17 protein-coding genes are annotated in these 16,411 nt (G+C 62.0%); 9 read left to right on the top strand and 8 right to left on the bottom strand.

Going from position 1 to position 16,411, the window contains the following annotated elements; genetic code table 11:
- The 4 genes from QOC89_RS07200 to QOC89_RS07185 form a co-directional block, all read left to right on the top strand.
- The coding region (locus tag QOC89_RS07200; protein ID WP_323044399.1) for a PoNe immunity protein domain-containing protein at positions 1 to 848 on the top strand (848 nt) is incomplete at its 5' end.
- A gap of 76 nt (positions 849 to 924) precedes the next feature.
- Positions 925 to 1,179 carry a PAAR domain-containing protein gene (locus QOC89_RS07195; protein ID WP_323044398.1) on the top strand — a complete coding sequence of 85 codons (255 nt, stop codon included), beginning with the start codon at positions 925 to 927 and terminating at the stop codon, positions 1,177 to 1,179.
- Positions 1,180 to 1,660: 481 nt separating this feature from the next.
- A complete protein-coding gene (locus QOC89_RS07190; protein WP_323044397.1) occupies positions 1,661 to 2,554 on the top strand; it encodes a transglutaminase family protein in 894 nt (297 codons plus the stop codon).
- A gap of 116 nt (positions 2,555 to 2,670) precedes the next feature.
- Positions 2,671 to 3,474, top strand: coding sequence for a transglutaminase family protein (locus QOC89_RS07185; protein ID WP_323044396.1), 804 nt, complete (start codon positions 2,671 to 2,673; stop codon positions 3,472 to 3,474).
- 322 nt (positions 3,475 to 3,796) lie between these two features.
- On the opposite strand, the gene QOC89_RS07180 is transcribed toward QOC89_RS07185, so the two are convergent.
- From QOC89_RS07180 to QOC89_RS07170, 3 genes are all read right to left on the bottom strand, one after another.
- Positions 3,797 to 5,002 (bottom strand): MFS transporter, encoded by a 1,206-nt coding sequence (locus QOC89_RS07180; RefSeq protein ID WP_323044395.1) that lies wholly within the window; start codon positions 5,000 to 5,002, stop codon positions 3,797 to 3,799.
- A gap of 186 nt (positions 5,003 to 5,188) precedes the next feature.
- Positions 5,189 to 5,677: a VOC family protein gene (locus QOC89_RS07175; protein WP_323044394.1), complete on the bottom strand. Its 489-nt coding sequence runs from the start codon at positions 5,675 to 5,677 to the stop codon at positions 5,189 to 5,191.
- 272 nt (positions 5,678 to 5,949) lie between these two features.
- Positions 5,950 to 7,647, bottom strand: coding sequence for an SH3 domain-containing protein (locus QOC89_RS07170; protein WP_323044393.1), 1,698 nt, complete (start codon positions 7,645 to 7,647; stop codon positions 5,950 to 5,952).
- 407 nt (positions 7,648 to 8,054) lie between these two features.
- On the opposite strand from QOC89_RS07170, the gene QOC89_RS07165 reads away from it, so the two are divergent.
- Both QOC89_RS07165 and QOC89_RS07160 read left to right on the top strand, forming a co-directional pair.
- A complete protein-coding gene (locus QOC89_RS07165; RefSeq protein WP_323044392.1) occupies positions 8,055 to 8,477 on the top strand; it encodes a TOBE domain-containing protein in 423 nt (140 codons plus the stop codon).
- A 178-nt stretch (positions 8,478 to 8,655) separates the two neighbouring features.
- Positions 8,656 to 9,156, top strand: coding sequence for a GAF domain-containing protein (locus QOC89_RS07160; RefSeq protein ID WP_323044391.1), 501 nt, complete (start codon positions 8,656 to 8,658; stop codon positions 9,154 to 9,156).
- Positions 9,157 to 9,244: 88 nt separating this feature from the next.
- Here QOC89_RS07160 and QOC89_RS07155 read toward each other — a convergent pair whose 3' ends face one another.
- Positions 9,245 to 9,484: a hypothetical protein gene (locus QOC89_RS07155; RefSeq protein WP_323044390.1), complete on the bottom strand. Its 240-nt coding sequence runs from the start codon at positions 9,482 to 9,484 to the stop codon at positions 9,245 to 9,247.
- Between the two features lie 244 nt (positions 9,485 to 9,728).
- Between QOC89_RS07155 and QOC89_RS07150 the strand changes: the two genes are divergently transcribed.
- The gene (locus QOC89_RS07150) at positions 9,729 to 11,462 is read left to right on the top strand and encodes a putative bifunctional diguanylate cyclase/phosphodiesterase (protein WP_323044389.1); all 1,734 of its coding nucleotides are present in this window, start codon (positions 9,729 to 9,731) and stop codon (positions 11,460 to 11,462) included.
- 136 nt (positions 11,463 to 11,598) lie between these two features.
- Positions 11,599 to 11,883, top strand: a complete 285-nt coding sequence (locus tag QOC89_RS07145; protein ID WP_323044388.1) for a mechanosensitive ion channel family protein — start codon at positions 11,599 to 11,601, stop codon at positions 11,881 to 11,883.
- A 192-nt stretch (positions 11,884 to 12,075) separates the two neighbouring features.
- Here QOC89_RS07145 and QOC89_RS07140 read toward each other — a convergent pair whose 3' ends face one another.
- From QOC89_RS07140 to QOC89_RS07130, 3 genes are all read right to left on the bottom strand, one after another.
- Positions 12,076 to 12,588 carry a phasin family protein gene (locus tag QOC89_RS07140; protein ID WP_323044387.1) on the bottom strand — a complete coding sequence of 171 codons (513 nt, stop codon included), beginning with the start codon at positions 12,586 to 12,588 and terminating at the stop codon, positions 12,076 to 12,078.
- Between the two features lie 182 nt (positions 12,589 to 12,770).
- Positions 12,771 to 13,916, bottom strand: coding sequence for a PHB depolymerase family esterase (locus QOC89_RS07135; RefSeq protein ID WP_323044386.1), 1,146 nt, complete (start codon positions 13,914 to 13,916; stop codon positions 12,771 to 12,773).
- Positions 13,917 to 14,035: 119 nt separating this feature from the next.
- Positions 14,036 to 14,461: a CopG family transcriptional regulator gene (locus QOC89_RS07130; RefSeq protein WP_323044385.1), complete on the bottom strand. Its 426-nt coding sequence runs from the start codon at positions 14,459 to 14,461 to the stop codon at positions 14,036 to 14,038.
- Between the two features lie 278 nt (positions 14,462 to 14,739).
- Between QOC89_RS07130 and QOC89_RS07125 the strand changes: the two genes are divergently transcribed.
- Positions 14,740 to 15,141, top strand: coding sequence for a hypothetical protein (locus QOC89_RS07125; protein WP_323044384.1), 402 nt, complete (start codon positions 14,740 to 14,742; stop codon positions 15,139 to 15,141).
- 161 nt (positions 15,142 to 15,302) lie between these two features.
- On the opposite strand, the gene QOC89_RS07120 is transcribed toward QOC89_RS07125, so the two are convergent.
- The coding region (locus tag QOC89_RS07120) for an Rne/Rng family ribonuclease (RefSeq protein WP_323044383.1) at positions 15,303 to 16,411 on the bottom strand (1,109 nt) is incomplete at its 5' end.

Below are 16,411 nucleotides of genomic sequence, written 5' to 3'. Positions count from 1 at the left end.
CATATCTAAAAGAATCAGTTAGCCGGGCAAGGTCAATACTTTTGACTGAAGAGCTGGTGACAGATGCCCAAAAGAGCTTTCGTTGGAGGATCGCCTCTGATGGACTCAAAGATCTCATCCTGCAATACACGGCAGGCCGCCCAATAGAAGAGCTTAGAGAAGCGCTGCCGCAGGTCATCCGCGACTTCGACACCTACATCCAGAACGAGATTTCGCCCCGATCAGAAACCCCGCCGAGGGCAGTTGCCGACACACTGGAAATTACGCAACTTGAAGCTTACGTGTATGTGTTCTGGCTGCTCGCCTTGTGCAAGCTGTCGAGGCACGCCGAGTTCATTCCGAAAGTCATGGAGTGGGTCAACCGTACCCGCGAGTTCAACCGTGGGCGCGATATTCTATTTGAAAATGTTGTGCAGGCGCTGACCGGTTTTCACATCGAGAGTGAGCGGGTGGCGCTGCATGTCGCGGTGTACCGGTCACTGGCTCGCGCTACGCTCTATGCTCCCGAAGAACGCCCTGCGCTTGTCAAGGAATTCGTCGAGAACTGGTACAAGCGCATGAAGTCATGTTACTGGCACGGAATGCATACCGGGAATGGCTTCGGCTACTTCGGCTACTGGTGCTTTGAGGCTGCGCTGGTGACGGTCCTGTTCGACATTGACGACACCAGCTATCGCGACCACCTCGTTTATCCCAAAGACCTGGTGAACTGGTATCGCGCCAATTCCGATACGGGCACAGATGGCGGGCCGCCCGAGCCGAAACAGATGCTGCGGGCCATGCCGGCTCAGCCGTGCCCGCGCAGTGGTGACTGGTTCAGTCACTTTCTGAACACGACCGATTCGTGAGAGCAGGCGAACCGATGCCCGGGCCGGAACGCGACGCGAGCAGCAATCAGGTTTCCTGGTACATGGAGGACAAGTCATGATCGGTCTTATCCGCCTCGGCGACGCCACCGACCACGGCGGCAAGGTCATCACTGCCTCCAAAACAGCGGACTATGACGGCATTCCGCTTGCCCGCAAGGGTGACCTGATTGAATGCCCGCTGCATCCCGAGGTGCAGCCGAACGTCATCATGGAGGGCGATCACGACATGGCCGATGAGGGCCATTCGCTCGCACGTCAGGGGCATCGCGGAACGTGCGGGTGTCGTCTCATTTCGAGCCTGGAGGGATGAGGTGGCATTTTCACAGAACCGAAAGCGTGAATGCGTCATCTGAGACGTCGACGCTTTGGGTGTTCATCGTGCTTGCGCCGAACTTATCGGAAACCTGGTCGGTCCGCAGCGTGTAGGGACGCGTTGGGGAATGGATGTTTGCGGGCGTAAGCGGAAAGAAATTCCCCCACACGCCGCCCGGAAAGCCTTCGGCAGCGGGGTCATTTATCACAGGGTTGACTTGTCCACAGCCTTGTCAACAGAATCTGTTGATAACCTCGACGTACGCGGCGCCGTTGCCAAATGAGTGATTTCAACCAATATGGCGGGTGTATGCTCAAAGCAAAAGCTGCTCGTTGAGCGCACTCCACCACGCCGACTCCTGGCCGTGGCTCATTCAGGATCAAACCGTGCCGGGCGTTCAGCGCCTGCCGCGGCAGCGGTTTTACCAGCGTGAACGTAATGCTCAGGACGAACCCAGTTGCATCCATCGGCCTGTCAGATGACTGAGCCCCAGCGTTTCACGGTGCGTCACGTCAGCGTCTACCGTTACTCGGAACCCGTGCGGTTCGGCGAACACCGGATGATGTTCCGCCCGCGCGCCAGTCACGATTTGCGCCTCGTCACGAATCAGTTGGTGATTACGCCGACGCCCTCGCGGCTGCACTGGCTGCACGACGTGTTCGACAACTCGGTGGCGGTCGCGAGTTTCGTGGGCAAGGCGAGCGAATTGCGCTTCGATAGCGAAGTGACACTCGAACATGTCGAAACGCCGTTGCCCGACTACGCGCTCGAACCCTGCGCGGTGAACTGGCCGTTCGCGTACACCAACGAGGAAGCATCCGACCTCGTGAACGCGCGCAGCCGCCAGTATCCCGACAGCGACGTGGACGAGTGGGCGCGCCGCTTCGTCCCTGTGCCGGGCGGCGGCAGTGGCAAGAACGGCACAGGCGGGACGATGGCGCTCCTGCGCGCGATGACGCTCGAGATCAAGAGCTCGTTTTTCTATGTGCGCCGCACGGAAAAGGGCGTGCACCGTCCCGGCGACACCTTGCGCAACCGCAGCGGCAGTTGCCGGGATTTTGCGGTGCTGATGATGGACGCCGTGCGTTCTCTTGGCCTCGCGGCGCGCTTTGTGAGCGGTTACCTGTTCGTGCCGGAGCACGACGCCACGCAGGGCGGCGGCGCGACGCACGCATGGTTGCAAATCTATTTGCCTGGCGCCGGCTGGGTTGATTTCGATCCGACCAATAGCATTGTCGGCAATCGTCATCTGATTCGGGTCGCGGTGGCGTGGAACTACTACCAGGCGTTGCCGTTGTGGGGCACATGGCATGGCGCGCCGCATTCGTTTCGCGGTCTGCAGGTCGATGTGAGCGTGACCGAGGAGCCGTGACGGCGCGGGCCAGGTGGATGATTCTGGTGCAAATCGAACGTGTTAGCTGGGGGCGTCGACTCGGGTTGCTTACCGGGCGCGTCAATTGAACGTTTCAACTGGAAGAGGGTGTCGCGATGAAATTGCGCGTTGGCTACGAGCTGGTCTATGAGTGCGTGCAACCGACGCCGATGATGTTGATGTTGAACACGCACTATTCGCACGCGAAGGAAGTGCTGCATCCGGATTTACTGGCAGTCGATCCGCCGGTGCCGATCAGGCAGTATCGCGATGGTTTCGGTAATTTGTGCAGTCGGATCGTGGCGCCGCAGGGGCTGATTGCGCTGTCGACAAGCGCCGTGCTCGAGGTGTCGTCCGAGCCGGAGAGGCGGCCACCGTTTACCGAGCAACATGCGGTTGAGGCGTTGCCTGACGATTCGTTGGTGTTTCTGCTGGGTAGCCGTTATTGCGAAACGGATTTGTTATCCGAATTCGCGTGGCAGACGTTTGGGAAAATGCCGCTCGGGCGCGGGCGGGTGGATGCGATTTGTGATTATGTGCATGAGCATATTGTGTTTGGATATGATTTCGCGCGACCGACGAAGACCGCCTGGCAGGCGTGGCAGGAGAGGAAGGGCGTGTGCCGGGATTTCGCGCATCTGGCTGTGACGTTGTGCCGCGCGATGAATATACCGGCGCGGTATTGCACGGGGTATATCAGTGATGTTGGGACGCCGCCGCCGTATGCGACGATGGATTTTGCTGCGTGGTTTGAGGCTTATGTGGGGGGGTGTTGGCAGATCTTCGATCCGAGGAATAATGTGCCCCGGACGGGGCGGGTTTTGATGGCCCGGGGGCGGGATGCTGCTGATGTCGCTATTAGTAATGCGTTTGGGGCTACGCAGTTGATGAAGTTTGATGTTGTTTGTGAGGCTGTGTAAGAGGGGGTTGGCCTTCGGCGCATGGGTCTGTTTTTTGTGTTTTGGTTTGTTTGCCTGGGGTTTTGGCCTTTCCTTGTTTTCTTATTGGTCTATTAGTGTTGCCCCTGTGCGGGGCGGCACTTACTTTCTTTGCCGCCGCAAAGAAAGTAAGCAAAGAAAGCGGCTCACACCGCCAGCTCATAAGCGGGACCCTCGCACAGTCGCGGTAGTGGTGCATCTGGAATCTGGGTTTTCGCACACTCCGCGTTAGTGACACAGCCGTCATTCTTCCGGCGGCGCTGCGCGCGCCGAAGAGTCAGGGCGGGTTGGGGCGCGCGCTTTGTCATTTCCCAAGCGCCAGCGCTCGCTTGCGTCGCGATAGCGTCGCTGCGATCGATACCGCTGCGCCAATGCAGGCCATCGTCGCCGAGAGCGTCACGATCAGTACGCCGGTTTGGGCTCGTCCCGAGAATATGCCGACCAGCAAACCGGCGAGCGGTTGCGTCATGTTGTTCAACAGAATGATGACGCCCGTCGTCTTGCCGTAGTCCTCCGGCGGAACGATTTTTTGCCGTGCACTGCGAATGTACACGTTGAACATCTTGTCGAAGCCGACAATCAACAGAAAGCCAAGCGCATAGCCCCAAGGCGCCGCGCTCGCTCCAGCAATCACGCCGCCCACGCAGATCGAGACGAATGCGACCCGGCCAAGGGTCTGCGCCGGCCACGCGTTTCGCGCAATCGACAAAAGAATCAGAACCGTGGCCACGGCACCAGCGGTTTGCAAGCCAGCATAGTAGCGGCTCGATTGCGCGTGAAGACCCGTCACCATCGCGGCCGATGTCGCAAGCGTCACGCCAATCACAAGGTTCTCAGCGGCGGCGAGCAACACGACTTTTTTTAGGCCCGGTAAAACCAGTACGTGGCGCAGCGCAATCCGCAACGGCATCGTCCAGTGAACCGGTGCAGAAGGCGGATCGTTTGCGCGGAAACCACTGGTGCGCTGCCACAGCAGGAGCGCCGCGTCGGCGAGCAGAAACAGCACGCCAGTTGCGCCGACCACCCGCTCCCACCGCCACACGCCGAGCAGCACCGCAGCCAGCATCGGGCCAAGGACGAAGCCCAATTGATCCGCCAACTGTGAATAAGCAAGCACGCGCTGGAATTGCTGCGTGCTGAAGATCTGCGGCAGCATCACCTCGCGCGCGACAAACCCCTGGCTCGTCAGCACGCCGCATAACGCCGACAGCGCAATCAACCAGCCAATGCCGCCAAACACCACGTAAGCCAACACGCCGCCGAAACACATCACCGCCCGCACAGTCTGACTCACCCGCATCAGCTTCAACGGCGATATGCGGTCGCACAACGCGCCGAAGAAAGGAAACACCAGATAACGCGGCAGCGTTTCAATAAAGAACGCAAGTCCCGACCACGATACCTGGTGTGTCGTCTGAAACACGACCAGCGGCACAAGGAACAGCAAGACCTGATCCGCAAGGCGCGCGACAAACAGCGAGCAGAAAAACGCCTGATGGTTGACGCGCACCGTTCTTGTCCCGCCGTTTATGGGTCGAGACCGATCCTATCAAAGATCAACCGCTCACGGTTCTGTGGTCCCATCGCCATGCGGGCTCGTTTCAAAGGTTGGGTAGACGCGTTTTATCCGCCGCCCGTCGCTTCGTCGTGCATCAGCCTTCGTGCGCTGCTCACTATCCAGGAGCAGGGCGGCGCCTTATTGCGAGCCGCCGCACTCCGCGCCTTGCATGCTCTGCATGGCTTGCTGAATCTCCTCCACACTCAGATCGCGCTTGTGCGTGGCAAGCGACCAGCTGTGGCCGAACGGGTCCTTCAACTGCCCGTAACGGTCGCCCCAGAACATGTCGGTGACCGGCATGGTGACGCTCGCGCCTGCCTCGACAGCCTGCTTGAAACTGGCGTCGACATCTTCGACGTAGTGGTGAATCAGCACCGGCGTGCCTTTCAATGCGGTCGGGCCGAACGTGTTGTGCTCGGGCCACTCGTCGGTCAGCATCAGCATGGAGTCGCCGATCTTCAGGCAGGCGTGCATCACCTTGCCGCCGGGCCCGGGCAGGCGGAACTGCTCGACGGCGTTGAACGCCTTGGCGTAAAACGTGATGGCTTCTGCTGCGTTAGCGCAAATCAGATACGGCGTGAGCGAATGCATCCCGTCCGGGATCGGTTTCACAGCGGGGCTGGACATGACGGCGACTCCTTGGAGTAACAGGTTCGTGAGTTGAAAGACCGGCTGCGTGAGCCAGACCTTCTACGTTACGACGAGTAAATCGCCTGGGAATCGACACTCCGGGAAAAATATTTTTTAAGCACGGGCGTGCGGTGTGATGGGGTGTGAGCGCGGGATGGTCATGAGCACGGGTATAAGCGTGAACATGGCCTGCGGCGTGCGGCTGCAGAGAGCACGGGTACGAGCGTCAACACGGCCATCGGCGTGCGGCGCGCGTTCGCCGCGCAGGCTCAACCTGCCGGATTGTCGTCGTCCGGCGGCGTGGCGGGTGCGGACGGGCCCGCGGGCGTTGCCGCTGCGCCGGCCGGCGCGCCGAGGATGCTGATCTGGAACGTCGGGGTCGCCGCGAGCGACTGCAAGTTCGCATCCTCCGGAATGTGTTCGAACAGCGGCAGGATCACCGAACCGCCGATCACCGCCCGTCGGCTATTGTCGGCCGGCCGCAAGCCCCACACGTCCTGATAGACGACCGGCACCGCGATGCCGTTGCGAGTCGTGTTGCCGATGTACAGCATCACATGGCCGCCGATGTAAATCAGCGTGCGCAACGGCTCGCCATGCTGGGCAAGATAGTCGAGCCGTTGCGCCGGCGTGGACGCGGACAGATCGATCATGCGTCCGGCGCTCATCTGCGTCGACGAATGGCGCGGCAGCCACACGCCGAACGCCGCGAAGATGCTTTGCAGTTCCGACGAACAGTCGTTGTAGAGGCCGCTATTGCCCCAGCCATACGGCCGCCCGATCAGCGTTTTCATCAGCATCGCCAGATGCCGCGGAGTGGCGGCGAGCGGCATCGGGGCAATCTGCGCGTCGCTCAGTTGGGCTGTGCGGATGACCGCCTGGCCGTCCACGTCGCGGGCCGGCACGAGGAGCGTGCGGGAGGCCGACGTGTCCGCGGCGTCACTTGCTTCGCTCGCTGTGCTATTTGCCTGGGCGGTGGGCCGCATCGCGTCATTCGGGGCAAGCGGCAGCAGCGTGCCGGCGGGCGCGTCGAAGCGGAACACGCCGCGGCTGTCGCGTATCGGCGCCGAGGCCACCGTCACCGCGCCCAGCGATTTCGCGGTGGCGGCGCGCCACCTGTCGACGAACGTGGCGTCGGTCAGGCCGACGCCGTCGCTGCGCACCCAGCCCTGTACGTCGGGCGTCTGCACGTAGCGCCACGCGCCGTCGACGCTGCTGCCCAGCACGTACAGCGGCGTACCCGGACGGGCCGCGGAGATCTGCAGGTTGTCGAACGGATAGCCTTCGCCCGCCAGGCGATGATCGTAGAACGACGGATCCATGGTCGGCAGTTCGCGCACCATCAGATTGCCGGTCGCGATCGCGCGGCGTTCGGCCTTGTAGGCGGCCTCCTGGGTGAACTGGCCGAGGTCCATGTTTTGCGCGATCGCGTCGATCCACGCCTTGTCGTGCGGCCGGAAATTCTCGCCGAAACCGAGCGCCGCGCCGCTCTTGCCGGTGTTGTCGAATTTGCCGATGCGGCGTTGCTGCAATGCCGCAATGTCCGTCCCTTGCTGGCGATAGACGCGCATCGTCACATAGGCGGAATTCCATGGCGACGGTGCGCTCGTGCCGGTACCGAAATAGCGCCCGTAGAGGGCTCTGAAATGCGCCTGCTGATCCGCGGGGCTCAGGAACGGCTGGTCGTAGCCGGGGCTGTCCGGCTCGAGCCAGTGGTCGACGTTCTGGTCGTAATTGGCGATGGGGAACAGCGTGACGGTTCCGACGTTCGCGTGGGCGTCGCGTGTCGGCGGCGGATTGCTGCAGGCGGCGAAGGCGACAGCGGCCGCGAGGGCGGCGCACAACGTGGCGGCATGGCGGGCGTGCGGCAGTCGAACCCCGCGGCAGGCGGCAAAGCTGGCGGCAAGGTATGCGGCAAAACATGCGGCAAAACGTGTGGCAGTGCGTGGCGGGACGGCGACAGGCATAGGCTTCGACGGTGAGGGTCCAAGGGCACGATGATACGGTGTCGCGCGGCGCGCCAGCCGATACCGCGCCGATCGCCATGTTGTCATTACGCCGGACCCTTGCTCGCCGATGTCTGGCTGGCTGGGTCTCTACATGCGCGAGGTGCTGGCGCTGACTTCACCGCCATGACCCCGCCGTCTCGCGAACGTGACGGCGACATGAAATCAATGCCCTGCGGGCTGCTTTGATCGGCGTTACGAATGTATTTGCACAACGTTTATGTGGTTTCATTGGGTTCGAAACGTCAATAGCGGCTGCGCCACATCGCACTTCATGCCCAGGCGACCGCTCAGACCCGGCGTTTCGCCAGACTCGGCACATCGCCTCGAATCTTGTTTCACGAAGCTCAGTCAACCAGGAGAGCACCATGCAAACCAGCGCACGCAATCAATTCGCGGGCGAAGTCACCGAAGTCAAACACGGCGCCGTGAACGACGAAGTCACGCTGCGCACCCAGGACGGGCTCGAGATCGTCGCGATCATCACGCACGGCAGCGCCACGTCGCTCGGCGTTGCCGCCGGTAAGAAGGCGTTCGCACTGGTCAAGGCGTCGTCGGTGATCGTGATGGTCGACGTGACGGCAAGCCAGGTGTCGGCGCGCAACTGCATCGCCGGTACGGTGTCGGCGGTGACGAAGGGCGCGGTGAATTCGGAAGTGACTATCAGCGCGGGCGGCGCACAGGTCGCCGCGATCATCACCAACGAAAGCGTCGAGCGCCTCGGCCTCGCGAGCGGCAAAGCGGCGACGGCTATTTTCAAGGCATCGAGCGTGATCATCGGGGTGGAATAACGTTTTATGCGTGGCGTTGTCCGCCGGACTAATGTCTGGATAAAGCCGTCAGGACGCACGTCGATCGGGCGGAAAGAGGGCGGCATGTGCAACGGGCCGCGCCGTGGAGGAAACGGCCGCTTGCTTTACACTTCACAGCCATGCTGTTCCTCTTTCCGCTTTCATCACGGACGCCGTCATGTTCGAAGTCTCCTCCGCCCCGCATCTCCCCAAAGCCGCGCAATACGAAGAACTGGTCGCCCAGGCGCGCGCGCTGCTCTCTGATGAAACCGACTGGATCGCCAACGCCGCGAATTTCTCCGCGTTAGTGTTCCATTCGCTCAGCGATCTGAATTGGGCCGGTTTCTATTTCCACGACGGCCGCGAACTGGTGGTCGGACCGTTCCAGGGCAAGCCCGCCTGCGTGCGCATCGCGCTCGGCAAGGGTGTATGCGGCACGGCCGCGCAGACCCGTCAGACGCAAGTGGTGCGCGACGTGCATGAATTCCCCGGTCATATCGCCTGCGATTGCGCATCGCAATCGGAAATCGTCGTGCCGCTCGTCGCACCGGACGGCACGCTGATCGGCGTGTGGGATGTCGACAGCCCGGTCGTCGCGCGCTTCGACGAAGAAGACGCGAAGGGCATGGAAGCGCTCTGCGCGGTGTTTATCGAAGCCGCGTTGCCGCGCGCCTCGTAGGCGTGTCAGGAAGGGCAAGGGCGGGCTGATCAAGGCCATGACCGAGGCGTCACTCACGAACTCATAGCAATCTTCCGTCTGACCGACCTCACGTTGTGATCGCTCGCCACGACGTCGTGTTGTAGGTCATCACCGCGAGGTGTTCGGCTTCTTCGTAGACCGGTTTGCTGAGCCGTCCGGGCCTGATTGGATGGCCATTGCGCATCAGGCATACCAGTTCGTCCTTGCACAGCGGCTGTAAATGCAGATGCTCCGGCGGGGTGCGCCAGTTGCCGGTTACCAGATCGAGAAAGCCGCTTTTCAGGCCGTGTTCGTAGCCACCGGTCATGGCGAACGCTTTATGATGTGTGCGATAACGGACGTGCTGCTGCCGGCGTCGGGGAATACGCCGAGGAAAACGATTGCGCGTGGAGAATGCGCGGCAGGCGCGGCGGGGCGGCCGCGAAAGCCGCTATCATACGCACGGTTAGCGGGCGGATCGGACCGAATCTGCCAGCTTCGGCGCTTGCGTCGTACGCGCCAGAAATCACGCTCACTTGCTTTCATTACCAGAAAATTCAAAGGCCGGCGCGATGCACGAACACCTCTATGCCGAAGCGCGCGCACGCGACGCCACGCTTGCGGCCGCACCGTACGGCATGTTCATCTGCACGGCCGACGGCACGTTCGACTCGGTCAACGCGGCTTTCGAAAAGCTGACTGGTTTTGCCGCCGAAGAACTGATCGGCCGGCGCTCATTTGAATCCCTGCTCGATCCGGCCGAACTCGCGAGACGGCGCACCGAATTGCCGCCGCTGTCGGCGATCAGCACGCGCTATGAAGGCGAATGGACCTATGTGCGGCGCAACGGCACGCCGATTCGCGTAGTGTTCGCGCTGGCGCCGATGGTGGTGCCGCTTGTGGCTCCGACTGCCGCCGAGCCGGCACGTTCAGGCAGTGTCGCTGCCCGGCCCGCGCGCTATGTCGGCATCGCGATCGATATGACGCGCTACGCGCAATCCGAAGCGCGCTTGTGGTACGTCGCGCATCACGACGGCGTGACCCGTCTGCCCAATCAGACGCTTTTCACTGAACGACTCGAGCTCACGATCGCGCGCTGTCGACGCAACGGCAGCGGCTTTACCATGCTGATCGCCGAGCTCGATCATTTGCGCAAACTGCGCGATGCGCTCGGTTTGCATGCGGCCGAACTGGTACTGCAGATCGTCGGTGAGCGGATGCGCGGCCTGTTCCCCAACGACGGCACGATCGCCTCGATCGGCGGCACGCAATTCGCGCTGCTGATCAATGAAACCGGCACCGCAGCCGATGCGTTCGCTGCCGAGGCACTGGGCCGCATCGCCGAAGCGATCGACTACGCCGGCACCACGCTGAACATCACCGCGAGTATCGGCATCGTCGCCTATCCTGCCGACGGTGCCGATGCACCGACGCTGATGCGTCGCGCGGGGGTAGCATTATCCGCGGCTTCGGCGGTGAGCGGCAATGCGGTGCGGCGTTTTTCCACCGCGCTCGAAGGTCAGGCGGCGCGCCGCTTCGAACTGGAGACCATGCTGCGCGAAGCGCTCGAGCGGCAGCAATTGCATCTGGTGTATCAACCGCAGGTGACGCTCGCCAACGGGCGCATCGCGCAAGTGGAAACGCTGCTGCGCTGGAACCATCCGCAGCGTGGCTTGATCAGTCCGGCCGAATTCGTGCCGGTCGCGGAAGAGGCGGGCCTGATCGAGCAGATCGGCGAATGGGTGATTCGTACCGCGTGCCGTGATGCCGGCAAATTGCTGCGGCTGACCGGCAGCTTGCCGCGGATTGCGGTGAACGTCTCCCCGCAGCAATTCCAACGGCACAATCTGTTCGAGACGATCCGCGAGGCGCTCGAAGAGGCGGCGCTCGACCCTTCGTATCTCGAGCTGGAGATCACCGAGGGCGCCCTGCTCGGCGACACGGAACTGGCATTGCAGACGCTCCATGCGTTGCGCGGGTTGGGTGTTGAAGTCGCGGTTGATGACTTCGGCACCGGCTATTCGAGTCTCGCCTATCTCACGCGTTTTCCGCTGAATCGCCTGAAAATCGACCGCTCGTTTGTGATGCGCATGAGTACCGATCCGCAATGCGCGGCGCTGGTCGGCGCCATTATCGCAATGGCACACGCGTTGAAACTGCGCGTGACGGCCGAAGGCGTGGAGACCGCCGAACAGGCCGCGCAACTGGAAGCACTCGGCTGCGACGAGGCGCAAGGATTCTGGTTCTCGCGGCCCGTCACTATCGCGGCGTTGCGCAATTTGCTGAAACCGTTGGGCACTGCCTGACACGCGCCACGTCGCCTTGCGTGGTGTCACGCAAGCGCTTTGCAAGCACTGTGCCTCAGCCGCAAGAGTGCAAATCACGGGAAAATATCCTGCTTCCTTGCGTCAAGAGAACATACGCAACGGAGCCCAGGAAACAATGAACGACCTTCTTTCCCGTCTACTGCATTTCCAGCCGTCGCTGCTTGTCACATTGACGCACGATGTCCTTCATATCGTGCTGGCGGCGCTGATCCTGATTGTCGGTTGGTGGCTGTCGAACCGGGTCGGCGCGCTGTTCGCAAAGACGCTCGCCCGCACGCGTGCCGATCCCACGCTCGCCCGCATGCTGGCGGCGATGGGGACGTCGGGGCGGCGCGACGCTGCGGATCGCGGCGTGGGTGCGCTCGCGGGACGCGTCGCTCACCACGGACGATCTGCATGACCATGCGCAGGCCGCGCTCGAGCAGGCCGGCTGTGCTGTGGCGGCTTAGCGCGGGTTTGCCGCGTCCGTGCCGCGCGCGCGTCGCTTAAGAGGCGTGGCATTCGGATACGCGGAAATGAGAAAGGGGCCAATCGGCCCCTTTCTTTGACTCGCTATCCTTGACTCGCTATTCCGCGTGTTACGACGCGAGACTTACTGTGCGGCGTTGTCCACAGCAGTGACCGCCGTGCCCGTCATGGCACCGGACACACGTTTGATGCTGTCCTGCATTGCGTTGCCCGACTGAATCATCGAAGCCATCACGGATTGCATCGCGCCAAACGCGCTGTCCGAGCTGAACGGCGTGGTCTGGCCGAAGCCGGAACCGAACTGCGTCGCGCTGGCGCCGAACTCTTCGCGCAGGGCTTCGCCAGCCTTGTTCAACGCGGCGGTGAATTGCGCGTCGATTTCCTTGACGTGCTGTGCGTACGACAGGGTGCGTTGAACCATCTGCTGCTGCATATCGGACGCGCCCGCAAACGGCGCGATGTTGAACTGGCCGGCCGACAGCGCGTTCTTGCTTTCGGTGACGGTTGCCTTCAGCGCCGCGAGATTGAGTTCGCCGAGTTTTTGCAGGCAAGCCAGGCCGTCGAGTTGCAAGTCGGTGAAGATGTTGAAAGTGCGTTGACCAAAGGCGGCGCTATGTTCGATCGCGGGGCTTTGCATAGTGGTGATATCTCCGAAGTGACCCGGTGCCGGCGTCCAAAGGATTTCGGAGGCCGGGTCTCAAGCGAGACGGCAGGTCGACGCGGCGCAGTGATTTTGCTGCGCTGCAACATGAGCCACTCTATACCTTTGCGGCGGGATGTACAGCCTTTTCGTCGCGCTCATTCGTCAGTTGAAAGTGATTAGTGCGTGGCTGATGCTCGCGGATGGGCGAGGAAGAAGCGCAGCATTTCGGCGGCCGCGTCGGGGCCGGATGGATCCGTGTAGGAGCCGCGTTGACTGCCGCCTGCCCATGCGTGGCCCGCGCCGTGAATCGACCAATGCTCCGCTTCCACGCCATTCGCGGCGACGAGCCGTTGCACCGTGCAGCCGCGCTGGCCGCCCAGTGTGCCTGCCACATGCGACGGCGTGCCGACTGTCGTGACGCCGGCATTGAAGCCCGCTACGAGCGCTGTCGCATTCGACGGATGCACCGTGGTATCCGCGTCGCCATGAAACACGATGAGCGGGCGTTGCGGTACGGCGGATGAGCGGTGGCGATGCGCGTTGCCGCCCTTCATCGCGGCGAGCGCCGAGGGCAGATCTCTCGCGCATCCGGATGCAAGGCCGGAGTGCACGCAGGCTGCCGCATACAGGTCGGGCGAAGTCTTCAGCATGATGTCCGCCATGGCGCCGCCCGCCGATAGACCCGCCACGTACACGCGCGCCGGATCGACGCGATAGCGCGCCATCACCTCACGGGTGATGCCTGCGATCAACGACGGCTCGCCCTGATCGCGCTGCTGGTCGGCAGGCTTGAACCAGTTCCAGCACTTCGAATGATTTGCGGCTTGCGACTGATTCGGATACACGACGATGAAGCCATGGCGCTCGGCCATTTCGTTCATGCGCGTGCCGGCCGCGAAGTCGTCGGCGTTTTGCGTGCAGCCATGCAGCATCACGATGAGCGGCAACGGTTCGCTGTTGTAGACGGCGGGCACGTAGAGCTTGTATTGGCGTTGGCCCGCGCTGTTGCTGAAGGTGTGCGTACTGAAGGTGCCGGGCGTGTCGGCGTCGACAGTGCGCTCGGCGGGCGCATGTGGCGCAGTGCGGGCGTGTGCCGGACTTTGGGCTTGAGAGTGCGTTTGAGTTTGCGGATGGGGTTGCGTCCACGTTCGCGTCCATTCGTTGGCGCTCTGCGGCGTGTGCGACGGGTAGGCGTTGCCGGCTTCGGCCGAGGCGCCCGCGAGCGCGCGCTGAACCGCCGCGGTCGCTTCCTTCGCGCCTTTCGTTTGCAGCAGGTCGAAGGCTTCTTTCATCGACTTCAGGAAATCTTCATTCATTTTCATGATCGTAAGCGGTTATAGGTTGAGTTGTAGAAGGCGCGGCGGGGCAGGCGATGAGCTTCACTGGTTCAACAACGTGTTCAACCACGTCTGCAACCGAAGGTCGGCCATGCCAGGCGCGTCTACCTGATGCGGCCGGCGAGCGCCGCCTTGACCGCGGGCGACGCGTGAAATGCACCGAGCACCTCCACCGATGCAATCGTGGCCGCCGCGAGTTCCGGCGGCACATCGGCTGCGATGCTGGCGAGGCCTAGCACATGAATGTCCAGTCGTTCGTTCGCGGCTTGAGCGGCTTCGAGGTCCTGCCTCGAAAAGTGCTGCAAGCCGAGCACCATTGCACGCCGGGTCACCGTTTCCGTGACGACCTGCGCGTGTACGCCGAGCTGGTTGCGGATCGCCGTGCGAATCAGGTCGGTGCGGTTCGAGTAAAAACCTTCTTCGACGAGTAAATCGATCTGGCCCAGGTCGATTGGACCGAGGTTGATGGTGATTTTTTCGGTCTCACCGCCTTTGGGGCGAGAGGTGTCGATGAGTTTGAGGTTGGCCATTTTCTATCCCGTGTGGTATCCGGAGAACATCCTTGGACCATCCAAATAACATCCAATGGGATGGTTATACGCTTCGTGTTGGGATGGCGTCAACGGGGAAATTGAGGGCCGGTAGAGGTTTTTTCGGCGCTTGTTGGCTGACTGGCGTGCCTGCGGCTCTTCATGGGGGCGATTACCCTTTGGGCAAAGCGCACAGCTGAAACTGCGTCCCAGTCAGATGGTCCACGCGGGATGCCTTTACAATCCTGCGCTCAGATCCGCAAAACCGGAGCCGCGCCATGAAGCACCTCGTCGCATCGTCACTCGTTCTCGCCATTGCAGCTCTGAGCGCGCACGCGATCGCTCAAACATCAACCGGCAATGCGGCGCCAAAACAATCGTGCGCGATCGCGAACGTCACGGGGATTGGCGGATCGGCTCAAAGCTTTCGCGAATACATGGCGCTGGCGAACTCCAACAAGTATCGGTACTTCGCCGATAACCCGATCCAGTGCAAGGTCTCCGACGAGGGCCGCGCGTCGGACTGCGTCGGCCTCACCGGCTTTCGGAACGAGCGGGTCAGCGTGTACGACGACACCGATGACAAGACACTCACCGTGGTGGCGCGCGTGGAACTCGATCACGGGACGTACCCGGCGATCGTCGTGGTGCGCAGAGAGGATGTGAAGTGTGAGGAGTGAAGGGCGCGGAGCGTATCCGATCGCTACGTGCGTAGTAGCGATCGCGGCGGCGGTTGTGATCCCGTGCGTGACGCGGGCTGCATGAGCGCGGGCAGCCTGAAAGTCCGAAGCTGGTTTGCGCGGCAGTCGCGCTTGGTAGCAAGGGACGAAGCCGTGAGCGGCTACATCAGCACAATATCGTACTGCTCCTGGCTCAAATTCGACTCCACCTGCAACGACACCGGCTTGCCGATGAAATCGATCAGCATCGCGAGATGCTGCGACTCTTCTTCAAGAAACAGATCGATCACCTGCTGCGACGCCACCACGCGAAACTCGCGCGGATTGAACTGCCGCGACTCGCGCAGAATCTCGCGCAACACGTCATAGCACACCGTGCGCGACGTCTTGACCTGCCCCTTGCCCTGACAAACCGGGCAGGGCTCGCACAGCACATGTGCCAACGATTCGCGCGTGCGCTTGCGCGTCATCTCCACCAGCCCCAACTGCGAGAATCCATTCACGGTCACGCGCGTACGATCCCGCGACAACGCCTTCTTCAACTCGCCGAGCACCTGATCGCGATGCTCGACGTTCTCCATATCGATGAAGTCGATAATGATCACGCCACCCAGATTGCGCAGCCGTAATTGCCGCGCGATCGTGTGCGCGGCTTCGAGGTTGGTCTTGAAGATCGTATCGTCGAAGTTGCGCGCGCCGACATAGCCGCCGGTGTTCACGTCGATGGTGGTCATCGCTTCGGTCTGGTCGATCACCAGATAGCCGCCCGACTTCAGATCGACCCGGCGCGACAAGGCGCGCTGAATCTCGGCCTCGATGTTGTACAGATCGAAGAGCGGCCGCTCGCCGGTGTAGTGATGCAGCTTGGACGACACCGCCGGCGTGAATTCCGCCGCGAAGTCGGCCAGCATCTGATAGGTCTCGCGCGAGTCGACCTGAATCCGCGAGGTTTCATCGTTCACGAAATCGCGCAGCACACGCTGCGCGAGATTCAGGTCCTGATACAGCAGGCTGGTCGGCGGCATGCGCTGACCTTGCGAGATGATCGTTGCCCACGTCTTGCGCAGATACGCGACGTCGCCGGCCAATTCTTCGCTGGTTGCATCTTCAGCAATCGTGCGGACGATGTAGCCGCCTTTTTCATCGGCGGGCAACACGGCGGTCAGGCGCGCGCGCACGGCCTCGCGTTCGGCTTCGCTCTCGATCTTCTGCGAGATGCCGATGTGCGGCTCCTGTGGCAGATACACGAGCGTGCGCCCGGCGATACTCA

Source organism: Paraburkholderia sp. (assembly GCF_034668105.1).
GTDB lineage: Bacteria > Pseudomonadota > Gammaproteobacteria > Burkholderiales > Burkholderiaceae > Paraburkholderia.
This window is presented reverse-complemented; position numbering and strand designations above follow the sequence as displayed.

Excerpts from the sequence above, each read along its gene's own strand:
- QOC89_RS07150 (WP_323044389.1), top strand. The coding sequence starts at position 9,729 with ATGCACGAACACCTCTATGCCGAAGCGCGCGCACGCGACGCCACGCTT.
- QOC89_RS07140 (WP_323044387.1), bottom strand. The coding sequence starts at position 12,588 with ATGCAAAGCCCCGCGATCGAACATAGCGCCGCCTTTGGTCAACGCACT.
- QOC89_RS07185 (WP_323044396.1), top strand. The coding sequence starts at position 2,671 with ATGAAATTGCGCGTTGGCTACGAGCTGGTCTATGAGTGCGTGCAACCG.
- QOC89_RS07175 (WP_323044394.1), bottom strand. The coding sequence starts at position 5,677 with ATGTCCAGCCCCGCTGTGAAACCGATCCCGGACGGGATGCATTCGCTC.
- QOC89_RS07130 (WP_323044385.1), bottom strand. The coding sequence starts at position 14,461 with ATGGCCAACCTCAAACTCATCGACACCTCTCGCCCCAAAGGCGGTGAG.
- QOC89_RS07195 (WP_323044398.1), top strand. The coding sequence starts at position 925 with ATGATCGGTCTTATCCGCCTCGGCGACGCCACCGACCACGGCGGCAAG.
- QOC89_RS07155 (WP_323044390.1), bottom strand. The coding sequence starts at position 9,484 with ATGACCGGTGGCTACGAACACGGCCTGAAAAGCGGCTTTCTCGATCTG.
- QOC89_RS07165 (WP_323044392.1), top strand. The coding sequence starts at position 8,055 with ATGCAAACCAGCGCACGCAATCAATTCGCGGGCGAAGTCACCGAAGTC.
- QOC89_RS07170 (WP_323044393.1), bottom strand. The coding sequence starts at position 7,647 with ATGCCTGTCGCCGTCCCGCCACGCACTGCCACACGTTTTGCCGCATGT.
- QOC89_RS07125 (WP_323044384.1), top strand. The coding sequence starts at position 14,740 with ATGAAGCACCTCGTCGCATCGTCACTCGTTCTCGCCATTGCAGCTCTG.
- QOC89_RS07190 (WP_323044397.1), top strand. The coding sequence starts at position 1,661 with ATGACTGAGCCCCAGCGTTTCACGGTGCGTCACGTCAGCGTCTACCGT.
- QOC89_RS07145 (WP_323044388.1), top strand. The coding sequence starts at position 11,599 with ATGAACGACCTTCTTTCCCGTCTACTGCATTTCCAGCCGTCGCTGCTT.
- QOC89_RS07135 (WP_323044386.1), bottom strand. The coding sequence starts at position 13,916 with ATGAAAATGAATGAAGATTTCCTGAAGTCGATGAAAGAAGCCTTCGAC.
- QOC89_RS07160 (WP_323044391.1), top strand. The coding sequence starts at position 8,656 with ATGTTCGAAGTCTCCTCCGCCCCGCATCTCCCCAAAGCCGCGCAATAC.